Source organism: Bacteroides faecis MAJ27 (assembly GCF_900106755.1).
GTDB lineage: Bacteria > Bacteroidota > Bacteroidia > Bacteroidales > Bacteroidaceae > Bacteroides > Bacteroides faecis.
This window is the reverse complement of record NZ_FNNN01000003.1, coordinates 164748-188453: the sequence shown is the minus strand read 5'-3', so window position 1 is coordinate 188453 and position 23706 is coordinate 164748. Positions and strand designations below refer to the sequence as shown.

Below are 23706 nucleotides of genomic sequence, written 5' to 3'. Positions count from 1 at the left end.
GATCCTTTTCTGGTCTACTTGTGAATGATGGATTTGAATAACAAGACTCCGATGCTTCTTATAGATATGAGTTTTTTGTATCTAAACAGACACCGCCACGCCAGCCGAAGCCGGTACGGGTAAGGGAGCACATGGGCTTGCCAAATGACAGCATTCAGCATTTGCGACAGATATAAATCAATAGTATTCCTGATTTCGTATTCAGAGGTTTGTTGCTTGAATCTGACTATCTCTTGAGCAACAGTGAGATATCCTTTTAAATTTTGGAGTGAAAAATCGCATGTCATAATTGAATTTTTACGTATGCGCCGGTGAAAGAACGATCGTTGGATACAGCTTGTTCTTCGGGCTTGCAGATAAAGTAAGGTCGTGAATAGCTGATCTTCGTGTACAATGTCCGGATAAAAGAGGAGCTGCCGTTCTTCCAGAAAAGCTGTGCGGATAACGTTCAGACAGGCGGATGGGGTGTACGTTTTGTGCTGCAATTGTATGTTGATAGCTTCGGGACCTGTATAAACCTTGTCTTCTAACTTATCGGTACGTTGGTAATTTAGTGCGGGAGCATTGCGAATATCCTCTTCAAAAAAGCTCTGGGCATCAAAGAAAACGAAATCCAGTTCTTTTTCTTCGCATTTGCTGTAGCACAACTCCATTGCATCTTTTTCCAACAGATCATCACTATCCATGAAATAGATGTATCTTCCGTGGGCATGCGTGATGCCGGCATTGCGTGCCATTGACAATCCCCGGTTGGTTTGCGAATACACCTGTATCCGACTGTCTGCCGCAGCCAGTTCTTCTGCAACTTGCAGACTGTTATCCGTGGAGCCGTCATTGATGATGATGATCTCCAATTCCCGCAGTGTCTGATTCATAATGCTTTCTACTGCCTCCCGAACATATTTTTCGGTGTTATAGACAGGTATGACGACACTGACTTTTATTTCTTTATTTTCCATAAATACTGTGTATGGCTACTCTATTGTTGTTTGTTTTTGAGATCGTTTAAAGAGAGAGATTGGGCAGGTTTCTGTAAAGCTCCGCATATTCTTTTCCTATTTTTCCGCTGTTCATGTTTTCAATGGCATATGCATAGTTGTCTTCCCCCTTCCTTCGGGCGGACAGTTGGCGGGCCGCTTCCAGTGCTCGTATGATATCAAATTTGTTGTCGGGGTGGAAGACGGGGTTGCCCGTATCCTGGAGGATTTCTCCTATATTCCCGATATTGGGACCTATGACCACTTTGTGAAAAAGGAAGGCGAGAGGTATACTGGCAGAGTTCAGAATATCTTTTCGTTGAATGAATATTACATCCGAAGCGGCCATGTAGTAAGGCAGGTCGCAGTTGTCTATAGGTTCGTCGCTGGCTCCGGCGTGCATTCTGGTTCCGGTGTGCATTCTGCGCAGGCGGTTGAGCAAGGGTATAAGCAGGTAATATCCTGTCCGGGATGTCCAGCGTTTGAAGAAGTTGCTGCCATACCTGTTGAATCTCGAAAACGGGTACAGTCGCGGAGCAAGCAGGAACTTCTTTGCTTCATCCCATTTTCGGAACGCTCCGGTCACCATCCGCCTCTCTTCACGATTCCGGAACTTTCCGAACGACGTGACGATAAACGCCTCCTGCGGCAGATTAAGATACTGGCGCGCACGTTCCATACTGATGTCCTCCTTGTACGTGTATTGATAAATAGGATGAGGAATGATGACATTCCGGCTGTCCGCATGTTTGGCTGCAAATTCGTCGCGACTGTAACGTCCCATGTGCACCACCACATCGCTTTGTTCTTCGATGATGTCATAAGCACGGCCGGTCACCTCGTCCGCATCATGCGGACGGACATTGTGGCGCGTATACACGAACCGGGCCCCACGGGACCGGAAAAAAGCGATACGCTCTTCCAGGCGGCAAATCCTGTCCGGATCGTCACAACTCCCTTCCGTCACCTCTTCGGGCCATTGGAAGTGGATGATGTCGTAAGGTGTATCCGAGTTCCAGAACTCATTTGTGGAACATCGTACGTCAATCCCCGTCGTCCTGATAGCATCGCATAAAATGGGGACAAAAAGATTGTCCGTATCTCCATTCTCTCTGAAAACGATTAATGCTTTTACCGGTGGATTGCCTATTTCATTGTCGTTCATGCTTGATTCTTTGTTTTTGGTGGGCTTTTGCCATATACAAAGGTAATAAAAGATATGATACTTTTCATCTTTTTTGCTTTTTTTCGGTGTTGTGCCTTCATTCTTTGTGTGTCCGTTTTATCTCTCTGTTTCTCTATTAGTTATCAAACGTATTCATATCTATGAGAAACAGACTCCTGTCGAAGGGGATATGCTGCTTATAGAGGTACTTCTGATAGTGGTAGCATATCGTTATGAAACTTTGTACGCTGCATTTGGTCACTTCGTTTTCGTACCGGCTCAGGGTGGAAATACTGAGATTGGTTACATCTGCCGCCTCTTCAAGGTTCAGATTACATAGATGGCGCAAATGGATGATTCGTTCTATTTGTGCATGACAGTTCTCTTCAATACGCAGCCGGTCGTTAATTTCTTCCTTGGTCGCTCTTTCGTATCCTTTCATAATTTCTTTCTTTTTACTAATTATGCCGCAAAGTTCATAGAAAAATGTCAAACATCGTTTGCAGTTCTGCAAGTAGTTTTTCAAAAAAGTATTCAGACCTTTGCAGAACGAATTCGGGACATCCTGAATCACAGTCAATTAATTATAAGATATGAAGAAAGATCAGTATTTTAATTTAGAGGTAAATTTTTTGAGTAATGACAATATTGTCAGGATGATGATGGAACTTGACGCTGCGCAATCGCTCGGAATCTATATGATGCTTCTTACGCATTTGCGTAAAGCGGACAATTATGAAGCATCCTGTTGTCCGCTTTGTATGGGGGCTTTTGCGCGGATGTATGACTTGGATGCCGATGTGTTGCAAAGGGTTCTCCGTGAGTTCGACCTTTTTGTGCTTGATGAAGAACGGCAGATGTTCCGTTCGCCTTATCTGGACAGGGTGATGGCAAAGCTCGAAGAAAGACGGATGATTAATGTGGCAAACGGCAAAAAAGGAGGTCGTCCGAAACGCATGGAAAGCACACCGGAAACACCGATGGATAAAGGCGGAAAACCGAATCAAAACCAGAAGAGTAGAGAAGAGGAGAGAAGAGTTACTACTGTTGTCAAAGACAACAACAGTAGTAACGAAGAAAAGACAGAGAAAGAGCACTCTGCCGCCGCCGCTTCTGACGGACTTCAGATTGTTACTCCACCGGAGGATAGGGGACAGTTGCCCCTGCAGCCGGTTCTTCCGTGGGAGATGCTGGTGGATCAGATGGCCGAATCGGAAAGTTACATGGAGTCGATGGCTATGCACTCCTGTATGGGCAAACTTTTCGTGGAACGGCAGGAGGAGGTGATCGCTGCCTTTAAAGAGCATATCCGACGCTTTGGCAGGGAAGATGGCTTGCTGTTTTTGAGGGATGTGAAACTGTATTTCGGCAATTACCTCTCTCCGGGCGGGCGTCCGGCTCAGGAGCTGAAGAAAAGGCTGCTCGGCAGTTGCCGGCAAGCAGCTGAGGAAGAACTGTATCGCTTTGAACAACTCATTGGCGGGCAACGGACGTATCTTGGGCATCCGATTCCGAAGGATGCGCCTCCAAGACCGGACAGGTCTGCCGTGTGGGATGAAGTGCATTGGAAGTGGGGAAATTAGCTCCGGATTTCTCCGACATCCGGCTACGTGAGCGTTGCCTTTCGGCTCGCTGCTCGTTCATGTTCGGCTCGGTGCTCATTCATGCTCGGCTCGGTGCTCATTCATGCTCGGCTCGGTGCTCGTTCATGCTCGGCTCGGTGCTCGTTCATGCTCGGCTCGCTGCTCATTGGTGTTCAGCTCGCTGCCCATTGATGCTCAGCTTTCCGCCTGCATTGGGAACTGATAGAAAAATTATTAATACAAACTTAAAATCTCCTTTTCGGAAGGGGAGAATAAAAACAAGAAATATGAGAAATTTTGCTAATTATCATGTCGATGTCCGCAGACATACCAGCGGTGTCGTTAAAACCATCTGCGAGCAATGCCTCCCGACGAGGCACAACAAGCGTGACCGTTCGCTGCGGGTCAATATCGACACAGGGCATTGCCATTGCTACCATTGCGGAGCCGACTTCTACGTCCCCGACGATGCCGAAGAGCGTGAGAAAGCCGAGCGACAGGCTGCCCGTAAACGTCGTGCGGCATCTGCCGTTCCCCAGCACTTCCGCCGTCCGGTGTTCGACGCTTCGAAGACGACGCTTTCCGAAGCTACGGAGCGTTGGCTGGTAGAGACGCGTTGTATTCCGCAGTCCGTCATCGCTGGTCTGCGCATCACGGAGCAGGAAGAGTTCATGTCGCAATCCGGAGCGAAAGAGCGGTGCGTCTGTTTCAACTATTTTGAGGACGGGAAACTCGTCAACACCAAATTCCGTAGCGGTGCCAAAAATTTCAAGATGGTGCAGGGAGCCGAACTGATTCCCTACAATATCGATTCCGTGCTGGGACAGGACACCTGTATCATCCACGAAGGCGAACTGGATGCCGCGTCCTCCCTTGCCGCCGGATTCAAAAGCGTGATCTCCGTACCTGCCGGAGCAAACGCGAACCTTTCGTGGCTCGACCGCTTCATGGAGTCGCACTTCGAGAATCTGAAAGACATCATCATAGCCGTTGACACCGACTCTGCCGGGCTCAAACTGCGTGACGAGCTGGTCAACCGTCTGGGTGCCGAACGCTGCCGTGTGGCCGTCTACGGACCGGGGTGCAAGGATGCCAATGAACATCTTGTCAAATATGGGATCGACAGCCTTCGTATCGCCATCGAGCAGGCGGAAGAAATCCCTCTTGAAGGCATCTTCACCGCCGCCGATCTGCACGAAGACCTGCGGGCATTGTTCGACAACGGCTTCGGTCCCGGTGCGGAGACGGGTTGGGAGGAGATGGATAAGATTTGTACGTACGAACGTAGGCGGCTGGTCATCGTTACGGGCATACCGGGGGCCGGAAAATCGGAATGGCTGGACGAACTGGTGTTGCGCCTCTGTATGCGCCATCAGTGGAAGATCGCGTTTTTCAGTCCGGAGAATAATCCTATCGTCTACCATCTCCGCAAGCTGGTCGAGAAACTGACCGGACGCCGTTTTCAAAACGGTTGCGGCATGACGGAAGGACTTTTGCTCCGTTCGGAAGAGTTTCTTGCCGAAAACGTCTGTCATATCGCCCTCAAAGGCAGCGCCACTCCGGAACGGGTGCTTGCCAAAGCCCGTGAGCTTGTCCTGCGTCGGGGATGCCGCATCTTCGTCTTCGACCCGGTCAACCGTTTCGAGCATACCCCCGCGCCGGGGCAATCGGAAACGCAGTATCTTTCCAATTTTCTGAATCTGTTTACGGAGTTTGCCACGCAATATAACTGTCTGGTGATTCTTGTGGCGCACCCCCGAAAGATGAACCGCAATCCGGTGACGAACCATACTCCGCGTCCGGAAATGTACGACGTAAACGGGTCTGCCGATTTCTTCAACAAGGCGGATTATGGCTTGGTAGTGGAGCGTGACAAGGAGGTCGGAGTGACACGCGTCTATGTCGAAAAAGTGAAGTTCAAACACCTCGGAGCGGGTGGTGTGGCTACTTTTGTCTACGATCCCGTCAGCGGACGTTACCTCCCCTGCGAAGAGTCCCAAGACCCGTCCGTCCCACCGGAACAACGGGTCAGAAATACTGTCAGTGACAGCTCGTGCTGGTTGCCGGAGAAGGAGCTGTTTGAAGGGGCTGACTAAAAAGTCGGCCCCATACTTATCTTCAAGGTTCCTGCAGCACCTCTACGATCAGTCGTACTTGTGCGGGTGTGTAGTGTCTGCTTCGGGGATTCATGCCGGTGGATAGCAGGCGTTCTTTTAGTCCGGGTGCGGCTTCGATCCATTCGTTGAAGCGGTCTACTGCGCTTTGTTGCTGGACGTTGGGGATATATAGCATGGCGAGTTCTCCTTTTCCGTAGCTGCGGTATTGGAAGGATTTTTCTTCTTCCTGTTTTTGCAGGGTATCTGTATTTGCTTTCATTTTTGATTTAATTGTAGGGTGTTGCAATGGGTATAAAGTTACTGTTTTTTACTGGATTTAGCAAATTTGTTGCTCATGAAAGTGTCGCTTTTATGTTTGTATTGTTTAGCTGTTATTCACGTTGTCTGCTTATCTTTTTTTGGGGGGGGTATTCGGGGTCAGTCCGAAAACCCTGTTTGAGCTCCATACTATACCGAAAAGAATATATTTAGGCACGGATTACACGGATTAACACGGTTGTTTTACGTAATCATAGCACTAAAACCGTGAAATCCGTGTAATCCGTGCCTAATCCTCAATTTATAATTTAGTTCATTTCCGTACAAAAAATAATCTGAAAACAACCGGGTTTTCGAACTGATCCGGTATTCGGGGTTGGTTGGGAGCTTTTCAGCTTTTATCTGCTTTATGGTTACTTTGTATTCGCTTTTAGTATGCTTTCAATCAGTTTCTGATTCACTTTATTCTGCTTTTATCCGTCTTAATCCGTTTTATCCCGTCATAGTCCGGTGCAGTCCGTCGTAATCCGGGAAGTCGCCGGTGCACTGCCGTATCTTTGTTTCACCAACAGAAAGGGAGAATGTCCTTCTTTTCTTTAATACAAATTCAGTATGGCAACAGTGTCTGTGGTGCGCTATCAGCGCAGAAAAAAGATTGGTGATGACAAATCGCCGATGGTGTATGTGCTCAAACCCAAGCCGGGGGAATCGAAACTTTATTCTATCGGGTCGCTGGCGCGTGAGATCGAGTCGATCGGTTCGCTTTCGGTGGAGGATGTGGAGCACGTGATGCAATCCTTTGTCCGCTCGATGAAGAAGGTGCTCGTAGCGGGGAATAAGGTGAAGGTTGACGGCTTGGGGATTTTCTATACCACGCTTACTTGTCCCGGCGTGGAACAGGAAAAGGACTGTACGGTGAGGAATATTACTCGTGTCAACCTCCGTTTCAAGGTCGATAATTCTCTGCGGCTTGCCAACGACAGCACGGCTACCACACGTGGCGGGGACAATAACATGGTCTTCGAACTCATCTCCAAGAATGCGCCGGCTTCGGGAGGCAACGGGGATGGCGGAGGCTCCGGTAGTGGCGGCGGCAGCGGCTCCGGTGGCGATGGAGGGGAAGAGGAAGCTCCCGATCCTACCGTTTAGTCCGGTAAGTATATCAGCATCATTAATGCGTGATACCTGTAAATGAATAACCTGTAAAAATAAAAAGTTATGATTGACAAGATTTTGGAGATTGCATTGGAAATCCTGCTTTTCTTCCGCAGGAAGAGAAAAGGAAAACGAACGAAAGGGCAGGTCGATGAGGAAGATTGACCTGATTGTGATCCACTGTTCCGCCTCTAGGGCGGACAGGGATTTCACGGAAACAGACCTTGAAGTGTGTCACCGCCGGCGGGGATTTAACGGGATCGGCTACCACTTTTATATCCGGAAAAATGGCGACATCAAGACTACCCGCCCCATTGAACGGATAGGAGCTCATGCGAAAGGATTCAACCGGACAAGTATCGGCATTTGCTATGAGGGCGGACTTGACTGTCACGGGCGGCCTGCCGACACCCGTACCGAATGGCAGGTACACTCGATGCATGTGCTTGTGCTTACGTTGCTGCGTGACTATCCCGGTTGCCGGGTGTGCGGGCATCGTGATCTGAGTCCTGATCTGAACGGGAACGGGGAGATCGAACCGGAGGAATGGGTGAAGGCTTGTCCGTGCTTTGATGCGGAGAAGGAGTGGGCTTGACGAAGGCCTTATTCTTCTCCGTGCTCAGTATGAATAAACTTTTTGTTTGCTCCTTTCAGTCGGAACATATTGGCTATCATTGCCAGTGCCAGTGCCGGAATTTGCAGGATTGCTTTTCCTAATTTCCGGTCCAGCAACTTTCCCGGCACAGGTATGATCATGGCGGCAACTTGGGCGGCTGACAGTATCCACCATTTGATGGCCGTATACCACTCGTTTTCTCCGCTTTGCAGACTCATTAGTAAGCCGATTGCGGTAAAGAGTAAAGTGAAACCGAAAACTCCCACCAGTTGTATCAGACGGGGAGGCAGCATCCATTGAAGAATCTTGTCGCAGTAGTCGATATTTCCCTGAATCAGTGCTTTCGGGAAATCGGGCAAGGAAGCCCGCAATGCACCGTATTGTGCTGCAATCCATCGTTTACGCTGATTTTTGATACCTTCTTTTTTCTGTGTCTTTTCATCGTATACGGGCAGTTGTTCCAGATACTCGATATGAATGCGTTGTTTTAGCAGCAGGGCTTCCAGCTCCTTGTCTTCGCCCGATGTTTGCAGATGTCCTACATTTCGGCGGAACCAATGAGCGTCGAATGCCATTCCGGAACCGGCTAATCCGGCTGACAATCCTATCGCGTTGTGCCCGCTGCGGAAGAATCCGTTGTTTATTTCTTCGCTGATCGCATCCAGAACAGCGATGTCTGTATTCATGTTTTTTCCTGTGCGGTGGGCTTGTACAGCATGCAGGCCGGAGTCAAAAGCACGGTTGATTTCTGCGAGGAAATTGGGTGTCGTTACATTGTCGGCATCCATGATCACTACTACGTCATAAGATTCGTTGGCAGTGACGTTCATTGCCAGCGTAAGGGCTTTGGCTTTGGAACTGTTGGTATAGCCGGCTACTTGCAAACAGATGGGGAGTGCTTGTAGGGCAGCATTCGTGTCCGGCTGCATCTGATCGGAGATGACAAGAACGTCGTACATTTCTTTGGGGTATTCCTGCTTGAGGAAACTACGGATAGTGGAGACGATCACCCTGTCTTCCTTGTATGCAGGGAAGAGTACAAGAAAACGACGCTGGATACGTGCTTCGGAAAGTTTTCGCGGACGATAGAATTTGGAAGCAATGGCGTAGAACAGCAGATAACCGACACAAAGTGCCAGGAGAATAAAGAGAATCCAGTCAATAAAGGTATACATGGTCTTTCATTTTTAGGGGTTATCAGATAGGAGAGGTGACAGAAAAGCTTCTGACAACACCTTTCCATACTGTGGCAAATAAATCGAAACGACCTTTCAGGGCAAACTGAAGGCTGTTTTTTCCGGCAGCTATGGTAGATTGATAAAGAATGGAGAGCAGCCGCTGAGCACCTTTCCGGTTGCGGCGGGTGTAGAGCAAACGGTTGCGCGTCATGTAGAAAGTACGTAGCTTGCTGAACTGTCCGGTGCTCTGGCTTTCTTTGTGGAAGATGGTGCAACGAGGCTCATACCATAGTTCGTAACCGGCATTTGTCATCTGTGTACACCAGTCCATTTCTTCATAATACAGGAAGAATATTTCCGGCATTTCTCCTACTTTCTCAATGACTTCACGTTTTACCATGAGTGCCGCCCCATGCAGGTAGGGGGTCGTGTGCGGGGTGTCGAACGTGCCGTCGTCCGGACAGCCGAAACCTGTCATTTCGTTGCGTATAGTGATTGCCGACAGGGGGGTGAATCCGGCAAACTGTATGTTTTGCGGAGGAAAGGCAAAGCGTATCTTCGGAGAGACGGCTCCGATGTTTTTCTGACTTTCCAGTCGCTCTGTCAGGTAGTGGAATCCGTCTGATTCAACATAAGTGTCATTGTTTATCAGAAAGATATAGGCTCCTTTGGCTACTCTGATTCCCAGATTGTTTCCGCCGGAGAAGCCTAGGTTCGACTCGCTCCGCAGGGTGACTATATCGGAATATAGCTCCTTGATTCTGGTCGCTTCGTCTTCGCGCGAAGCATTGTCTACGACGATGATTTCATAGCTCACGGAATGTACATGTGTTTGCAGCGATTCTATTAATTCGCAAGTGTCTTTAAAGCCGTTGTAGCAAACTGTGATAAAGGAGACTTGAGGGTCGTTCATCATAATCTATTGTTCGTTTTTCAGTTCTGTTTCTTTATTTTGCTGCATCCGCTTGTCAATGTACGGTCCTGCGAAGCAGAGGGCAAAGGCTGTGTATATGGGGATGGAGTTGGGATATTGCATCACGTCGTTGGCATAGGCTGCCAGATAGAATCCGGCAGCGGTACAGAGCCAGGCAGTAAGTAAGCCTCGCAGGCGTTTGTTCATGATCTTGAACATCAGTATCCATCCGCACCATGCAAAAAGGACTCCGTGAACAGCCAGGTAGAGAACTAGACCGATGATTCCGGTTTCTACCCATACTGAGACTAACCAGGAATCCGGTGGATAGGGCATACGTTCTTTGGGATAGAAACGGTCGCCTTTGGACAACCCTATCCCATATCCGAAAGGCTTGTGAATCATCAATTCTCTCATTTTCTTTCGATTGTCTACACGTAATTGATAGGAAGCGTCTTGGCTAGGATGAAATGCAGAACGCATCTTGCGGATATATTGATTGTCATCTCCTATATTGGTACATACGAAAAACAAGAATAACAAGGCAAGAACTGAAATACCTGTAATACATGCTTTGCGATTGCGTGAAAGAATAATGAAACTCCCTAAAGCACCGATAGGCAGAGCTATCGCAGCCCGTGTTCCAGAAATTCCCATTCCGTAAATGGCGGCAATAATGACAAGTATAAAATAGATTTTCAGCCATACGCCTTTTATATAAAAAAGTGAAATTCCAAAAAGTGAAATACCCATAGCCATGTGTACGCCGAAGTTCGCTGCATCACTGAAGAATGAGAAATAACGAATACCGGACCAAATAATATGAGTTCTTGCTCCTCCCAAAACGTATAAAAAATACTGCTCACGTTCATTAAAACCACAGTTTTTCTGCCAATATCCTTTGGCTGCTGCCAAGAGGATGAAAAGAGACCATATAATTAGAAGCCACTGAATCCCCTTGATGTTACGGATTGCTAACGGTACGATGACAGCACATACAATAGGATATATGAGATAATGGGTGATGGAGATATTCCATGCTGCCTGAACATTGTTCGGATTAGCTATCTCTAATATGCAATAAACTCCCCATATCAGAAAAAGCATAAGCATACCATTACGACTTTCCGACCAGTCAATTTTTTCATGCATTCCGTACGCAAAGAGCAAAACAACGGCAAACAATGTACACATTAATGTTGCTACTCCCAATGGTATGTCTGTCACTGCATAAGCTGCTGCCAGCAGGAATTGGAGAATGAAAAGTGTATAGAAACTTTGCTTTGAATATTTGATAATCAATAAGAGAATAACTGTCATTAAAGGCAATGAACTAATCGTCAGAAAGAAAGGAAGGGAAGTACGAAAGAACATTTTGTATAATATATACAATCCTCCTGCCAATAGCAAATGTACCCATCCTTTATTGGCAAAATAGTTACCGGCTACTGTTAAGTATTGACTGTATTTTCCTTTATCATTCGTCATCTTCATCTCCTGATGTTGCCGGCTGCTTCTCTCTTTTTGTGAACGTGAATATACTTTCTGTCAATGCCAATTGTGACAGTCGGTATACTATTTTCCTCCAAAGTGTATAGGGTGGAAGCATACCGGTGTAGTCTTCAACCACATTGCGGGATGCGTGTGTCAAGTAAACATAAAGTGGAGTTTTACCTACTTGTTGACTTAGCTTTTCTGACAAGAGCTTATCGGTCTCTTTCCAACCACGGTCAGCACGGGCTACGAGTATATTTAGATTAGCTTCTTGTAGTAATTCCGGCGATATGCTAGCTTCCCGCAGATTGGGATATTCAACGATGAGAATATCTTCTTCCTCTGATGTGTATAGATCGGTAATGCTTTTGGCCAGGTTGTATTCTCGTGAATCAATTCTGAAGTCTGACTTCCATGTTATTACTTTTGTTTTAAGTCCGATACTGTTCCAGTATTTTTTTAGGGCTTCGATCACATAACTTTTGCCTTCCCCGCCTTCTGTGCTAATAAAATTGATAATGTAGGGCAATCCTTCTTTCTTTTGCTGACAGAAACGAAGGATACTATTGCTTAACTGTTTTGTAGCTATACTTTTTGATTCTTCAACATAATTGTGATACTCTAAAATAGAGTCTTTTGGAAAGGCGCCTAACATCGGAAGTCCAATCAAACGACGTGTACGAATAGAATCGCGTAGAGTACGGTCTAATAATTCAAGAATTAAGAAGAACCCCAAAATAAATAGGAAGGTACCGGCACACGCTGCCATCACCATTTTTTTCAAAGGAGTGGGCATGGCACTGATCGGATATGCCGGAGCATTTAATACTTTTAATGCAGCGGAGGTCATTTCCAGATTTTTTCTACGCATGAGGGCATCATTGTAGCTTTTCAATACAGACAAGTAATTTTGCTCTATAAAAGTTATGTTACGCTCTTGACGTTTGATAGTGGAACCTACTGGTGCAAATTGTCTGTATTTCTCGTTGAGGTCTATACGGCTTTGCTGTATAATTTGTAAGTCTGATTTGGCTTTTTCGTATTGCATGGTTACTTCAAGCCACTGTTCTATGATGTTCTCTTTAGCTATTCCTTCTTTGGTATATTTGTTCTCTACATATTTATTTGAAAGCTCGGAAAGCTCCTTGCGCGTTTGATTTAAGCGATTCTTATATTCCTGTAATGAGGCTTCTTGATTCTGATGATCACTTGAAATCGTTTCCATTTCTGAGATTTTTCCTGTAAGCGAAGCGGCTTCATTCAGTTTATCCAAGAACTGAAGATTGTTGATTACATGTTTGGCATTGCTGCCCATTTGCTTTTCCAGTTCGTTTAACATTGCTTTGGCGCTGTTGTATGCAATCAATACGTTTTGTTCACGTAACTCAAACTCTTTGTTGATGGCAGCGATTTCTTTGGTCTCATCGTAATAATTAATAACACGTTTTTCTACGTTATATTGCGTTAGTGAGTCTTCTTTAAGCCGAAGTTCCTTTCCGATGCGTTGAAGTTCGCTTTTAAAATATTCGATAACTTTATCTGTTTCACCATAGCGGATTGCACTGTATTCGTTTACAAATTCTTTGGTCAGGATGTCGATGGTATTATAGGCGATACCCGGATCACTTGCCGTATAACTTATTTCAATCAGATCGCTGGCACCTTTACGCGCTACTCTGATTGCTTTGAGATCATTATAAGAGTAATAGGGCAAATTATAATAGAATACTCCATAGAGATAGTTCGCCTGGGTCGGTCTCAAGTAGTTGAAAAAGTTGGCTACCGTTTTATCTTCGCTGTTTTTATCTATTAATGACAGTATTTCTTTCCCGTTCGGACTGTTCTTTAGGTGTTCGTATATTCTGTTGTAATTGCTGGCTTTGATGAATTCATTGTCTTCTTTTGGATTACCTTTGATCAGACTTCGGGCATATAATCGCATAGATACCCGTTTGAGTGTACTTTCAGCCTTGATAATGTTCATTAGGTTATCCATAGCGTTCTGAGTTGTCGCCCAATCCACTTTGTTATTTCCACCTTCTAGATTGTAGCCGGAAGCAGCACCAGTGTAGAGGGTTGCCTCTACGTTATATGTTTTGCCTATCATGCGTTTCCCAAAATAGTAAACAGCAAATGTTATAATGGCTGTTCCAATAAGTAACCACCAACGGATACGATATAGGAATCTGCTGATATAAAGGATGTATTCCATAGATGTATGTTTATTTGTTTCTTAAAATGGGAGTGTGGGTGACTAATTCAAGTATCATTAAACTCTTGCTTAGCTCGAATTTGCTGTTTTCGAATTTCTCTTGTGCGTCTGATTGGCGAGATTTTTCAGATGATAAAGTTCCCGAATCAATAGCTCCATTCGAGAAATCCTTTTCAGCTATACTATATTGTACATTAGCAAGCATGAGGGCTTCGGCATTAAGTTTAAGAATGTTTAATTGGGAGGTCGCAGTTGCGTATAGAAGGATAATTTCCTTTTTCATTTCCTCAAACTTAACTTCTCTTTCAAGTTGGGCGGTACGTACATTCAGTTTTTGGCGTTTTACCCGCGCTGTCAAGTCAAAGAGACCGTCCAAAGGAATGTTGACTCCTGCACCTACTGTATATCCGTTCTGTGCCTGTGTTGCATAGGTCAGGTAAGGTGCAATTGCTACATCTGTATAAGTAGACTCGTTACCGAACATACCATACTGGTAGCTGCCCCGTAAACTGAAAAAGCCTAAGAAGGCACGCTTCTCTTTTGCCAGAAGCTTCCGTTCAATTTGTTCTTTTACTGTAGCTAATTCATAGGTCGGAGCGCTTTTTGCGTTCTCGAAAAGAAGATCCAGCGGTGGGAGTGTAATGCTGGAATAATCACTTGGTTGAAGTTTCGAATAGTCGCTTACCTCCTGCGCAGCTACGCTTCCGATGGAGGCAAACAAACATAGTAATCCTCCGAAGAGGCATTTTTTCTGTTTCATAAATTAACCCTATTATCTGCTTTTGCTGTGTTATAGCAAGTGCAAATATAAGGATTAATTTCATTTATTGATACACTATGCGGTCAATTTTGCAATTTTTCCCGTAAATAGTGTGCAAATGCTGTTTTTAGAATGCTTCCGTCATGTTGAAATAGAACAAATTCTGCTTGTTCACCATATCTCTTCCGAAGTCAAGACGGACGTTCATACGAGGCTGAACTTCAATACGTAAGCCAAGTCCCAGATTAGGAAGTACGCCTTCAATCTTGCCCGGAGTAGGACCCATGAATCCGCATCCTCCCCACGCTACATATCCTACATGGCTCAACATCTTCTTCACCCAATTACTTTTATCTGTATTGATCATCTGGCGGTATTCTGCCATCACCACATGTGAGGACTTGTCGCGAAACTGTCCCATATAGTAACCGCGAAGATCGAAGGGGGTACCGCTAAGCGCATATTTGGTCAACGGAACATCGCCGAATACATTCTTTGTCTGCACCGTCCATGCCAAGACTCTGCGTCGTCCGAGGGTCTTGTATTGGCGGTAGTCTATCTCCAGACGGTAGAAGTTATCGTCGCTTCCGAAGGCTTTGTTGTACATCATTCCACGAAAATCCAGGTAGGTCCCCCGATAAGCATTGGCGGGAATGTCACGGGTGTCATACGTCAGCAGGAAACCGACTCCGGAACTGAGATTGGAGTAGCCGTGCTCCGTGCCACCGGCAGCAATGTACGATGGTTGCTCTATCATCCCTGTGGCAGGTTTAGTGATCTTGTCATAATTGAAGTCGATCTGCGGACCGGCAAAGAAGTTACTTTTCCCCAAACGGAACAGGAACCAAGGATTCACCTGGACACCGCTATAACGGTATTCGCTGGTGTCTTCACCGCGCGGATAGTCCTTGTTGGTGCTGTATCCGATGCCGTAGAAGTTTTCCAGTGTGTTCTTATAAGCAAAGACGCCGAAAATACGGAAACGGTCGCCTTTAAAGAAAAGCTGTGGCTTGGTGAACAGGTTCAGACCTCCTTCGAACATCAGGGCGATAGCCATCGGAACAACCGAACGCTGCTGGGTAGTGTCACTCGGGTTCATACGGAAAGTCATCAAGGCGCTACCGCCGATCAGAAATCCGAAATCAGGAGTATAGCTGGGACCACCTAATATATTGTAGTGTAAATTACGTTTCGCTACCCGCTGACGTCGCAATTCTTTTTTGGAAAGGGTGGGAGTGGAGTCTGTCGGGGCAATCTCCCCATCTGTTGAATAAGATTCTTCATGAGCCGTAACAACTTCGTTGTTTGTCAGACTTACTTCACTATTTGTAGAAACGACTTCGTTGACAGAAGTTGCAGTCATTTGCAGTTCATCGCTTTTTACTGCTGTGTCAGCTGTTTGGGCCAACGAAATATTGATGAATAGAAACATCATCAATATACCTATTGTATATCTCTTCATATTCTTTCTTGAAATCCGCTGCAAAGGAAACTATTTTATTTCGATTAGTTTTCATTCTCATAGATAATAAATCTAAAAAAGAATCGTATTTTTGCCAATTAATAGTATGTAAAACGGAATTGCATACGGATTACTATTAGCATACAGGCAAAGTTAATTAATAAACGATCTATAATGAATAAACGAATTTTATCAGTTTTTGTTTGCTGTGCCCTTTACTATTCTGCACAGGCACAGGACGCGAAAGGAGGCATCAGCGCTGACATGATGCAGCAAATCAAACAGAGTTATCAAGGCACTTCTACCGACAAGGCTATCCGGAACGCCATCAGCAACAACGATATCCGTAAGCTTGCCCTGAATCAGGACAACATGAAGGGGATGGATACGCATTTTTCTGTCAAAGTGAACTCCAAGGGTATCACCGACCAGAAATCGTCCGGACGTTGCTGGCTCTTCACCGGTCTGAACGTAATGCGTGCCAAAGCCATCGACAAATACAATCTGGGTTCTTTCGAATTCTCGCAAACCTATCCTTTCTTTTTCGATCAGCTGGAAAAGGCTAATCTGTTCCTGCAAGGCATCATCGATACCAGCGACAAGCCGATGAACGATAAAATGGTGGAATGGCTGTTCCGCAATCCGTTGAGCGACGGCGGTACATTCACCGGAGTGGCGGACATCGTAAGCAAATACGGTCTCGTCCCCAAAGACGTGATGCCCGAAACGAACAGCAGCGAAAACACCGTCCGCATGGCGAGTCTGATCGCTCTGAAACTTCGCGAACAGGGTTTGCAGCTCCGTGACATGGCATCGAAAAACGCCAAGCCTGCCGCCATGGAGAAAGCAAAAACAGAAATGTTGAGTACCATCTACCGCATGCTTGTCCTGAACTTGGGTGTACCTCCCACAGAATTCACATGGACGCAATACAACGCCAAAGGCGAGCCCGTAGAAACCGCTACTTACACCCCGCTTTCTTTCCTGAAGAAATACGGTGACGAAAAGCTGATCGACAACTACGTAATGCTGATGAACGACCCCAGCCGCGAGTACTACAAATGTTATGAAATAGACTACGACCGCCACCGCTACGACGGCAAGAACTGGACATACGTCAACCTCCCGATAGAGGACATCAAAGAAATGGCGATCGCCTCTCTGAAAGACAGCACCATGATGTACTACTCCTGCGACGTAGGCAAGTTCCTGAACTCTGACCGTGGTCTGCTCGACGTCAAAAACTATGATTACGACTCACTGATGGGCACTACCTTCGGCATGGACAAGAAGCAGCGTATCCAAAGCTTCGCCAGCAGCTCCAGCCACGCCATGACCCTCATGGCAGTCGATCTGGACAAAAACGGAAAACCGGCCAAATGGATGGTTGAAAATAGTTGGGGTGCCGGAGCCGGCTATCAGGGACATCTCATCATGACCGACGAATGGTTCAACGAATATACCTTCCGTCTCGTTGTGGAAACAAAATACGTGACTCCGAAAGCACTCGAAGTCTTGAAACAAAAACCGATCCGCCTGCCGGCATGGGATCCAATGTTTGCCGGCGAAGAATAATCAACCGACAATCATGCTGCATCGACTTATACGCCGCAAGGTCTTCCAGCCTGCTTTATTGAAGAACGTGTGCGAACACAAAAGGAATTACGGATATTTTTCCGTAATTCCTTTCTTTTTTCCTCCCGAATCACATTATTATTTATTACTTTTGCGGCAAATTTTATGAAACCATTATTTTATATAGCATGGCAAATGTAATAAAGTTACGTAAAGGCCTTGACATAAACCTGAAAGGTAAAGCTGCTGAGACGTACACAACAGTGAAAGAGCCGGGATTTTACGCACTCGTACCCGATGATTTTCCTGGAGTGACACCGAAAGTGGTAGTGAAAGAGCAGGAGTATGTGATGGCTGGTGGACCCTTGTTTATTGACAAGTATCATCCTGAAGTGAAATTTGTTTCGCCCGTAAGTGGCGTAGTGACGAGCGTTGAACGTGGTGCTCGCCGCAAGGTATTGAACATCGTGGTGGAAGCTGCAGCTGAGCAGGACTACGAGGAATTTGGTAAGAAGAACGTATCCTCCATGGATGCGGAGGCAGTGAAGTCCGCTTTGTTGGAGGCAGGTCTGTTTGCGTTTATCAAGCAACGTCCGTATGACATCATTGCAGACCCGACAGTGACACCGAAAGGCATCTTCGTTTCCGCATTCGATACCAATCCGCTGGCTCCCGACTTCGAATTCGCATTGAAAGGCGAAGAAGCGAACTTCCAGACAGGACTTGATGCCCTCGCCAAACTGGCAAAAACTTACTTGAGTATCAGCGTGAAACAGAAAGCTGCTGCACTGACACAGGCTAAGAACGTTACCATCACCGCTTTTGACGGACCGAACCCTGCCGGCAACGTAGGTGTTCAGATCAACCACCTCGACCCCGTTTCAAAGGGCGAAACAGTGTGGACAATCGATCCGCAAGCCGTTATCTTCATCGGTCGCCTCTTCAATACAGGTCGTGTGAACTTCACTCGTACAGTAGCCGTGACAGGTTCCGAAGTGTTGAAACCTGCTTACTGCAAACTTCAGGTAGGTGCATTGCTGACCAACGTATTTGCCGGAAACGTAACAAAAGATAGAGATTTGCGCTACATCAGCGGTAACGTGCTGAGCGGCAAACAAGTTTCTCCGAACGGATTCCTGGGCGCTTTCCATAGCCAGCTGACTGTAATCCCCGAAGGTGACGACATCCACGAAATGCTCGGATGGATCATGCCACGCTTCAACCAGTTCAGTGCCAATCATTCATATTTCAGCTGGTTGATGGGCAAGAAGGAATACACGCTGGATGCACGTATCAAAGGTGGCGAACGTCACATGATCATGTCTGGCGAATATGACAAAGTGTTCCCGATGGATATCCTGCCCGAATACCTGATTAAAGCAATCATCGCCGGTGACATCGACCGCATGGAAGCGCTGGGTATCTACGAAGTGGCTCCCGAAGACTTCGCACTCTGCGAATTCGTCTGCTCTTCGAAGATGGAACTGCAACGCATCGTCCGTGCCGGACTCGATATGCTGCGTGCTGAAATGGCATAATCCGCATGGCAAATTGTAAATTGTAAATCGTAAAATAGTAAATATATTAATGAAAGCGTTAAGAAATTATCTCGATAAGATAAAGCCGAACTTTGAAGAGGGCGGTAAATTCCACGCATTCCAGTCGGTGTTCGACGGCTTCGAAACATTCCTGTTCGTGCCCAGCAAGACTGCGAAAACGGGAACGCACATACACGACGCGATCGACAGCAAGCGTATTATGTCGATTGTGGTTATTTCGTTAGTACCGGCGTTGCTGTTCGGTATGTACAACGTAGGTTACCAGCATTTCACCCATACAGGTGCTACTGGCAGCTTCATCGAAATGTTTATCTACGGATTCCTGGCTGTATTGCCTAAAATAATCGTATCTTATGTAGTAGGTCTGGGAATTGAGTTCGTTGTAGCTCAATGGAAGAAGGAAGAAATCCAGGAAGGATTCCTCGTTTCCGGTATTCTGATCCCGATGATCGTTCCGGTAGACTGTCCGCTGTGGATTCTTGCCGTAGCTACTGCATTCTCTGTGATTTTTGCAAAAGAAGTATTCGGTGGTACAGGTATGAATGTGTTCAACGTAGCGTTGATCACCCGTGCATTCCTGTTCTTCGCTTATCCTACTAAGATGTCCGGTGATGCTGTTTGGGTATCCGGCGACACGATTTTCGGTATGGGACAGGCAGTAGACGGTCTGACTGTTGCTACTCCGTTGGGACAGGCAGCTACTTCGGGTTCGGTTCCTCCGTTCAGCATGGATATGATCACAGGTCTGATTCCCGGTTCTATCGGTGAAACCAGTGTGATCGCTATCTTGATCGGTGCCGTTATCCTGTTGTGGACAGGCGTTGCAAGCTGGAAAACAATGATTTCCGTATTCGTTGGTGGTGCATTCATGGCTTGGGTATTCAATGCTATCGGCATGGAAAACAATACAATGGCTCAGATGCCTTGGTACGAACACCTTGTACTGGGTGGTTTCTGCTTCGGTGCTGTGTTCATGGCTACCGACCCCGTGACGTCCGCACGTACGGAAAGAGGTAAATACATCTTCGGATTCCTCATCGGTGTGATGGCTATCGTTATCCGCGTGCTGAACCCGGGTTATCCTGAAGGTATGATGCTCGCCATCCTGTTGATGAACATCTTCGCTCCGCTGATTGACTACTGTGTAGTACAGAGCAACATCAGCCGCCGCGAAAAACGCGCTGTTAAGTCTAACCAATAATACCGAATGAAAATGAATACAAATAGTAATAGTTATACTATCATTTATGCTTCGGTAATGGTTGTTATCGTTGCATTCCTGCTGGCATTCGTTAGTTCTTCACTGAAAGCTACACAAGACAAGAATGTGCAGTTGGACACTAAAAAGCAGATTCTTGCCGCATTGAACGTTAAGAATGTGGAAGATGCTGATGCTGAGTATCAGAAATATGTAAAAGGTGATATGCTGATGAACGTAGACGGCACACTGGCTGAAAATACAGACGAGTTTGCTACTAACTACGAGAAAGAAGCCAAAGAACACCAACGTCTGCACGTATTCGTATGTGATGTGGACGGCCAGACTAAATATGTGTTTCCAGTTTACGGTGCCGGTCTTTGGGGCGGTATCTGGGGATATGTTGCCCTGAATGAGGACAAAGACACTGTTTACGGTGTTTACTTCTCACACGCAAGTGAAACTCCGGGGTTGGGTGCGGAAATCGCTACTGAACATTTCCAAAATGAATTTGTGGGCAAAAAGACACTCGAGAATGCTGCTGTTGCCCTGGGTGTTGTAAAGAACGGCAAGGTAGAGAAACCTGATTACCAGGTAGACGGTATCTCTGGTGGTACAATCACTTCGGTGGGTGTGGACGCCATGCTGAAAGCTTGCCTGAATAGTTACATAAGTTTTTTAACTAAATAATAAAGGAGGAGGATAAAGAATATGGGACAACTGTTTTCAAAGAAGAATAAAGAAGTATTCTCTGCTCCGTTGGGAATCGATAATCCGGTAACCGTACAGGTGCTTGGTATCTGTTCTGCACTTGCTGTTACTGCCAAACTGGAGCCTGCTATCGTGATGGGGCTTTCCGTAACGGTTATTACGGCTTTCTCTAACGTGGTTATTTCACTGTTGCGTAAGACGATTCCAAACCGTATCCGTATCATCGTTCAGTTGGTAGTGGTAGCGGCTTTGGTTACCATCGTAAGTGAAATTCTGAAAGCGTTTGCATATGATGTAAGCGTACAGCTCTCGGTATATGTAGGTTTGATTATTACCAACTGTATCCTGATGGGACGTCTGGAAGCATTTGCCATGCAGAACGGTCCTTGGGAATCATTCCTTGACGGTGTTGGTAATGGTTTGGGTTATGCCAAAATTCTGGTGATCGTAGCATTCTTCCGCGAACTGCTTGGTTCGGGAACTCTGCTTGGCTTCAATATCTTGAACTACGAGCCTATCCAGAACATCGGTTATGTGAACAACGGTCTGATGTTGATGCCGCCGATGGCATTGATCATCGTAGCTTGCATTATATGGTATCAGCGTGCACGTCACAAAGAGCTGCAAGAAGAAAGTAATTAATATAAATGAAGAATGGAGAATGATGAATGAAGAATTGTCTGTGCAGTATCTGCTGTCGGGGCATTCGTTTACATCATTCCTGATTTATTAGTATGTGTAACACTCTTAAGTTCTTCATTCTTAATTCTTAATTAAAATATATGGAACATTTATTAAGTTTATTCGTCCGCTCCATCTTTGTGGACAATATGATATTCGCATTCTTCTTGGGTATGTGCTCATACTTGGCTGTATCAAAGAATGTGAAGACTGCTGTAGGACTGGGTATCGCGGTAACTTTTGTGTTACTGGTTACACTTCCGGTGAACTATTTATTGCAAACGAGAGTGCTGGCTGCCAACGCTATTATCGAAGGCGTTGACCTCAGCTTCCTGAGTTTTATTCTTTTCATTGCCGTTATTGCCGGTATCGTGCAATTGGTAGAGATGGTGGTAGAACGTTTCAGCCCGTCGCTGTACGCTTCACTGGGTATCTTCCTGCCGTTGATTGCCGTAAACTGTGCTATCATGGGTGCTTCTTTGTTTATGCAACAACGCATCAACCTGGGTGCAAGCGATCCGAAATACATCGGTGATGTATGGGATGCTCTTTCTTATGCACTCGGTTCGGGTATCGGTTGGCTGCTGGCTATCGTTGGTCTGGCTGCTATCCGCGAGAAGATGGCTTACTCTGATGTGCCTGCTCCGCTGAAAGGACTGGGTATTACATTTATCACTGTAGGTCTGATGGCAATCGCATTTATGTGTTTCTCTGGTTTGAACATCTAAAAAGAAAGGAATAAGACAATGGATATGAATTTAATATTATCAAGCATTGGGGTATTCCTTGTGGTTATTCTGTTGCTTGTTGTTATCTTGCTGGTTGCCAAGAAATTTCTGGTGCCTTCAGGAAACGTGAAACTAACGATCAATGGCGAAACAGGACTGGAAGTAGAGTCCGGTTCTACATTGCTTAATACGCTGGCTGTAAACGGAGTATTCCTGTCATCCGCTTGTGGTGGTAAGGGCTCTTGCGGACAGTGCAAATGTCAGGTACTCGAAGGTGGCGGCGAAATCCTGCCTTCTGAAGTTCCTCACTTCAGCCGTAAGCAGCAGCAAGACCACTGGCGTCTGGGCTGTCAGGTGAAAGTGAAAAGTGACATGGCTATCAAGATCGACGAGTCGGTACTTGGCGTGAAAGAGTGGGAGTGCGAAGTTATCTCCAACAAGAATGTGGCTACATTTATCAAAGAGTTTATCGTGGCATTGCCTAAGGGTGAACACATGGACTTTATCCCAGGTTCTTACGCACAGATCAAGATACCTAAATTCTCAATGGATTACGATAAGGACATTGACAAGAGCCTGATCGGTGACGAATATCTGCCTGCATGGGAGAAATTCGGCTTGATGGGCTTGAAATGTAAGAACGAAGAGGAAACAATCCGCGCTTACTCTATGGCCAACTACCCTGCTGAAGGTGACCGTATCATGCTGACTGTACGTATCGCTACCCCTCCGTTCAAGCCGAAAGAACAAGGTCCCGGATTTATGGATGTAATGCCGGGTATCGCTTCTTCTTATATCTTTACGCTGAAACCGGGTGACAAGGTAATAATGAGTGGTCCTTATGGAGACTTCCATCCGATTTTCGACTCTAACAAGGAAATGATGTGGATCGGTGGTGGTGCCGGTATGGCTCCGTTGCGTGCACAGATCATGCACTTGACGAAAACATTGCATACGACCGACCGCAAGATGTCATACTTCTATGGTGCCCGTGCGCTGAACGAAGTATTCTATCTGGAAGACTTCCTGCAAATTGAAAAGGATTTCCCGAACTTCACATTCCATCTGGCACTCGACCGTCCGGATCCTGCTGCTGATGCTGCCGGTGTGAAATATACTCCGGGCTTCGTACACAACGTAATTTATGAAACTTACTTGAAGAACCACGAAGCTCCTGAAGATATTGAATACTACATGTGTGGTCCTGGTCCGATGTCGAAAGCTGTAGAGAAGATGCTCGACGATCTGGGCGTTCCGGCTCAGAACCTGATGTTCGATAACTTCGGCGGATAACAGAGAGAGATTACTCCAAGACCTGTTTCCAGAATAACATGACATCAGTCTATGAAAAGACTGAAATGAAA

Annotated in this window: 20 protein-coding genes and 1 pseudogene; 11 read left to right on the top strand and 10 right to left on the bottom strand. The window is 46.2% G+C overall.

Translation table 11 applies throughout. The features are described 5' to 3' along the window. Positions 1-14 precede the first annotated feature (14 nt). The 3 genes from BLW31_RS04105 to BLW31_RS04095 form a co-directional block, all read right to left on the bottom strand. Positions 15-959, bottom strand: a complete 945-nt coding sequence (locus tag BLW31_RS04105; RefSeq protein ID WP_010537815.1) for a glycosyltransferase family 2 protein — start codon at positions 957-959, stop codon at positions 15-17. Positions 960-1005: 46 nt separating this feature from the next. After that, complete coding sequence (locus BLW31_RS04100) at positions 1006-2142, bottom strand: glycosyltransferase family protein (protein ID WP_010537816.1); 1137 nt, start codon at positions 2140-2142, stop codon at positions 1006-1008. Between the two features lie 136 nt (positions 2143-2278). Beyond that, positions 2279-2584, bottom strand: coding sequence for a helix-turn-helix domain-containing protein (locus BLW31_RS04095; protein ID WP_224207176.1), 306 nt, complete (start codon positions 2582-2584; stop codon positions 2279-2281). Positions 2585-2735: 151 nt separating this feature from the next. On the opposite strand from BLW31_RS04095, the gene BLW31_RS04090 reads away from it, so the two are divergent. Together BLW31_RS04090 and BLW31_RS04085 are read left to right on the top strand one after the other, a co-directional pair. Further along, positions 2736-3725 carry a DUF4373 domain-containing protein gene (locus BLW31_RS04090; RefSeq protein ID WP_010537818.1) on the top strand — a complete coding sequence of 330 codons (990 nt, stop codon included), beginning with the start codon at positions 2736-2738 and terminating at the stop codon, positions 3723-3725. Positions 3726-4012: 287 nt separating this feature from the next. Beyond that, a complete protein-coding gene (locus BLW31_RS04085; protein ID WP_010537819.1) occupies positions 4013-5821 on the top strand; it encodes a bifunctional DNA primase/helicase in 1809 nt (602 codons plus the stop codon). 22 nt (positions 5822-5843) lie between these two features. Here BLW31_RS04085 and BLW31_RS04080 read toward each other — a convergent pair whose 3' ends face one another. Beyond that, positions 5844-6101 (bottom strand): DUF4248 domain-containing protein, encoded by a 258-nt coding sequence (locus BLW31_RS04080; protein WP_008765886.1) that lies wholly within the window; start codon positions 6099-6101, stop codon positions 5844-5846. Positions 6102-6712: 611 nt separating this feature from the next. Between BLW31_RS04080 and BLW31_RS24335 the strand changes: the two genes are divergently transcribed. Beyond that, entirely contained in the window at positions 6713-7249 is a 537-nt protein-coding gene (locus BLW31_RS24335) for an HU family DNA-binding protein (RefSeq protein ID WP_010537820.1), read from the top strand. 157 nt (positions 7250-7406) lie between these two features. Beyond that, the gene (locus BLW31_RS04065; protein WP_010537821.1) at positions 7407-7850 is read left to right on the top strand and encodes an N-acetylmuramoyl-L-alanine amidase; all 444 of its coding nucleotides are present in this window, start codon (positions 7407-7409) and stop codon (positions 7848-7850) included. Positions 7851-7858: 8 nt separating this feature from the next. Here the strand turns inward: BLW31_RS04065 and BLW31_RS04060 are convergent, their stop codons facing one another. From BLW31_RS04060 to BLW31_RS04035, 6 genes are all read right to left on the bottom strand, one after another. Continuing rightward, complete coding sequence (locus BLW31_RS04060) at positions 7859-9046, bottom strand: glycosyltransferase family 2 protein (protein WP_010537822.1); 1188 nt, start codon at positions 9044-9046, stop codon at positions 7859-7861. Between the two features lie 22 nt (positions 9047-9068). Continuing rightward, a complete protein-coding gene (locus BLW31_RS04055) occupies positions 9069-9965 on the bottom strand; it encodes a glycosyltransferase family 2 protein (RefSeq protein WP_010537823.1) in 897 nt (298 codons plus the stop codon). A gap of 3 nt (positions 9966-9968) precedes the next feature. Then, positions 9969-11456, bottom strand: coding sequence for an O-antigen ligase family protein (locus BLW31_RS04050; RefSeq protein ID WP_010537824.1), 1488 nt, complete (start codon positions 11454-11456; stop codon positions 9969-9971). Next, the gene (locus tag BLW31_RS04045) at positions 11440-13668 is read right to left on the bottom strand and encodes a GumC family protein (RefSeq protein WP_010537825.1); all 2229 of its coding nucleotides are present in this window, start codon (positions 13666-13668) and stop codon (positions 11440-11442) included. Before BLW31_RS04045 ends, BLW31_RS04050 begins: the two co-directional genes overlap by 17 nt. Positions 13669-13678: 10 nt before the next feature. Beyond that, complete coding sequence (locus tag BLW31_RS04040) at positions 13679-14428, bottom strand: TolC family protein (protein ID WP_010537826.1); 750 nt, start codon at positions 14426-14428, stop codon at positions 13679-13681. A 127-nt stretch (positions 14429-14555) separates the two neighbouring features. After that, the gene (locus tag BLW31_RS04035; protein WP_010537827.1) at positions 14556-15890 is read right to left on the bottom strand and encodes a BamA/TamA family outer membrane protein; all 1335 of its coding nucleotides are present in this window, start codon (positions 15888-15890) and stop codon (positions 14556-14558) included. Positions 15891-16064: 174 nt separating this feature from the next. On the opposite strand from BLW31_RS04035, the gene BLW31_RS04030 reads away from it, so the two are divergent. The 7 genes and pseudogenes from BLW31_RS04030 (at position 16065) to nqrF (ending at position 23635) form a co-directional block, all read left to right on the top strand. Continuing rightward, entirely contained in the window at positions 16065-17465 is a 1401-nt protein-coding gene (locus tag BLW31_RS04030; protein ID WP_010537828.1) for a C1 family peptidase, read from the top strand. A gap of 13 nt (positions 17466-17478) precedes the next feature. After that, positions 17479-19003 (top strand): annotated as a pseudogene (locus BLW31_RS04025) (Na(+)-translocating NADH-quinone reductase subunit A). 49 nt (positions 19004-19052) lie between these two features. Then, positions 19053-20225 carry an NADH:ubiquinone reductase (Na(+)-transporting) subunit B gene (locus BLW31_RS04020; protein ID WP_010537830.1) on the top strand — a complete coding sequence of 391 codons (1173 nt, stop codon included), beginning with the start codon at positions 19053-19055 and terminating at the stop codon, positions 20223-20225. A 12-nt stretch (positions 20226-20237) separates the two neighbouring features. Further along, positions 20238-20912 (top strand): Na(+)-translocating NADH-quinone reductase subunit C, encoded by a 675-nt coding sequence (locus tag BLW31_RS04015; RefSeq protein WP_010537831.1) that lies wholly within the window; start codon positions 20238-20240, stop codon positions 20910-20912. A gap of 21 nt (positions 20913-20933) precedes the next feature. Beyond that, positions 20934-21575, top strand: coding sequence for an NADH:ubiquinone reductase (Na(+)-transporting) subunit D (locus BLW31_RS04010; protein ID WP_010537832.1), 642 nt, complete (start codon positions 20934-20936; stop codon positions 21573-21575). A 140-nt stretch (positions 21576-21715) separates the two neighbouring features. Next, positions 21716-22342: an NADH:ubiquinone reductase (Na(+)-transporting) subunit E gene (nqrE, locus tag BLW31_RS04005; protein ID WP_010537833.1), complete on the top strand. Its 627-nt coding sequence runs from the start codon at positions 21716-21718 to the stop codon at positions 22340-22342. 18 nt (positions 22343-22360) lie between these two features. After that, a complete protein-coding gene (nqrF, locus tag BLW31_RS04000; protein WP_010537834.1) occupies positions 22361-23635 on the top strand; it encodes an NADH:ubiquinone reductase (Na(+)-transporting) subunit F in 1275 nt (424 codons plus the stop codon). The last annotated feature ends 71 nt before the right edge of the window (positions 23636-23706 follow it).

Bases quoted from the DNA above. Each gene is read 5' to 3' on its own strand.
- BLW31_RS04105 (WP_010537815.1), bottom strand. From the start codon at position 959: ATGGAAAATAAAGAAATAAAAGTCAGTGTCGTCATACCTGTCTATAAC.
- BLW31_RS04100 (WP_010537816.1), bottom strand. From the start codon at position 2,142: ATGAACGACAATGAAATAGGCAATCCACCGGTAAAAGCATTAATCGTT.
- BLW31_RS04095 (WP_224207176.1), bottom strand. From the start codon at position 2,584: ATGAAAGGATACGAAAGAGCGACCAAGGAAGAAATTAACGACCGGCTG.
- BLW31_RS04090 (WP_010537818.1), top strand. From the start codon at position 2,736: ATGAAGAAAGATCAGTATTTTAATTTAGAGGTAAATTTTTTGAGTAAT.
- BLW31_RS04085 (WP_010537819.1), top strand. From the start codon at position 4,013: ATGAGAAATTTTGCTAATTATCATGTCGATGTCCGCAGACATACCAGC.
- BLW31_RS04080 (WP_008765886.1), bottom strand. From the start codon at position 6,101: ATGAAAGCAAATACAGATACCCTGCAAAAACAGGAAGAAGAAAAATCC.
- BLW31_RS24335 (WP_010537820.1), top strand. From the start codon at position 6,713: ATGGCAACAGTGTCTGTGGTGCGCTATCAGCGCAGAAAAAAGATTGGT.
- BLW31_RS04065 (WP_010537821.1), top strand. From the start codon at position 7,407: ATGAGGAAGATTGACCTGATTGTGATCCACTGTTCCGCCTCTAGGGCG.
- BLW31_RS04060 (WP_010537822.1), bottom strand. From the start codon at position 9,046: ATGTATACCTTTATTGACTGGATTCTCTTTATTCTCCTGGCACTTTGT.
- BLW31_RS04055 (WP_010537823.1), bottom strand. From the start codon at position 9,965: ATGATGAACGACCCTCAAGTCTCCTTTATCACAGTTTGCTACAACGGC.
- BLW31_RS04050 (WP_010537824.1), bottom strand. From the start codon at position 11,456: ATGAAGATGACGAATGATAAAGGAAAATACAGTCAATACTTAACAGTA.
- BLW31_RS04045 (WP_010537825.1), bottom strand. From the start codon at position 13,668: ATGGAATACATCCTTTATATCAGCAGATTCCTATATCGTATCCGTTGG.
- BLW31_RS04040 (WP_010537826.1), bottom strand. From the start codon at position 14,428: ATGAAACAGAAAAAATGCCTCTTCGGAGGATTACTATGTTTGTTTGCC.
- BLW31_RS04035 (WP_010537827.1), bottom strand. From the start codon at position 15,890: ATGAAGAGATATACAATAGGTATATTGATGATGTTTCTATTCATCAAT.
- BLW31_RS04030 (WP_010537828.1), top strand. From the start codon at position 16,065: ATGAATAAACGAATTTTATCAGTTTTTGTTTGCTGTGCCCTTTACTAT.
- BLW31_RS04020 (WP_010537830.1), top strand. From the start codon at position 19,053: ATGAAAGCGTTAAGAAATTATCTCGATAAGATAAAGCCGAACTTTGAA.
- BLW31_RS04015 (WP_010537831.1), top strand. From the start codon at position 20,238: ATGAATACAAATAGTAATAGTTATACTATCATTTATGCTTCGGTAATG.
- BLW31_RS04010 (WP_010537832.1), top strand. From the start codon at position 20,934: ATGGGACAACTGTTTTCAAAGAAGAATAAAGAAGTATTCTCTGCTCCG.
- nqrE (WP_010537833.1), top strand. From the start codon at position 21,716: ATGGAACATTTATTAAGTTTATTCGTCCGCTCCATCTTTGTGGACAAT.
- nqrF (WP_010537834.1), top strand. From the start codon at position 22,361: ATGGATATGAATTTAATATTATCAAGCATTGGGGTATTCCTTGTGGTT.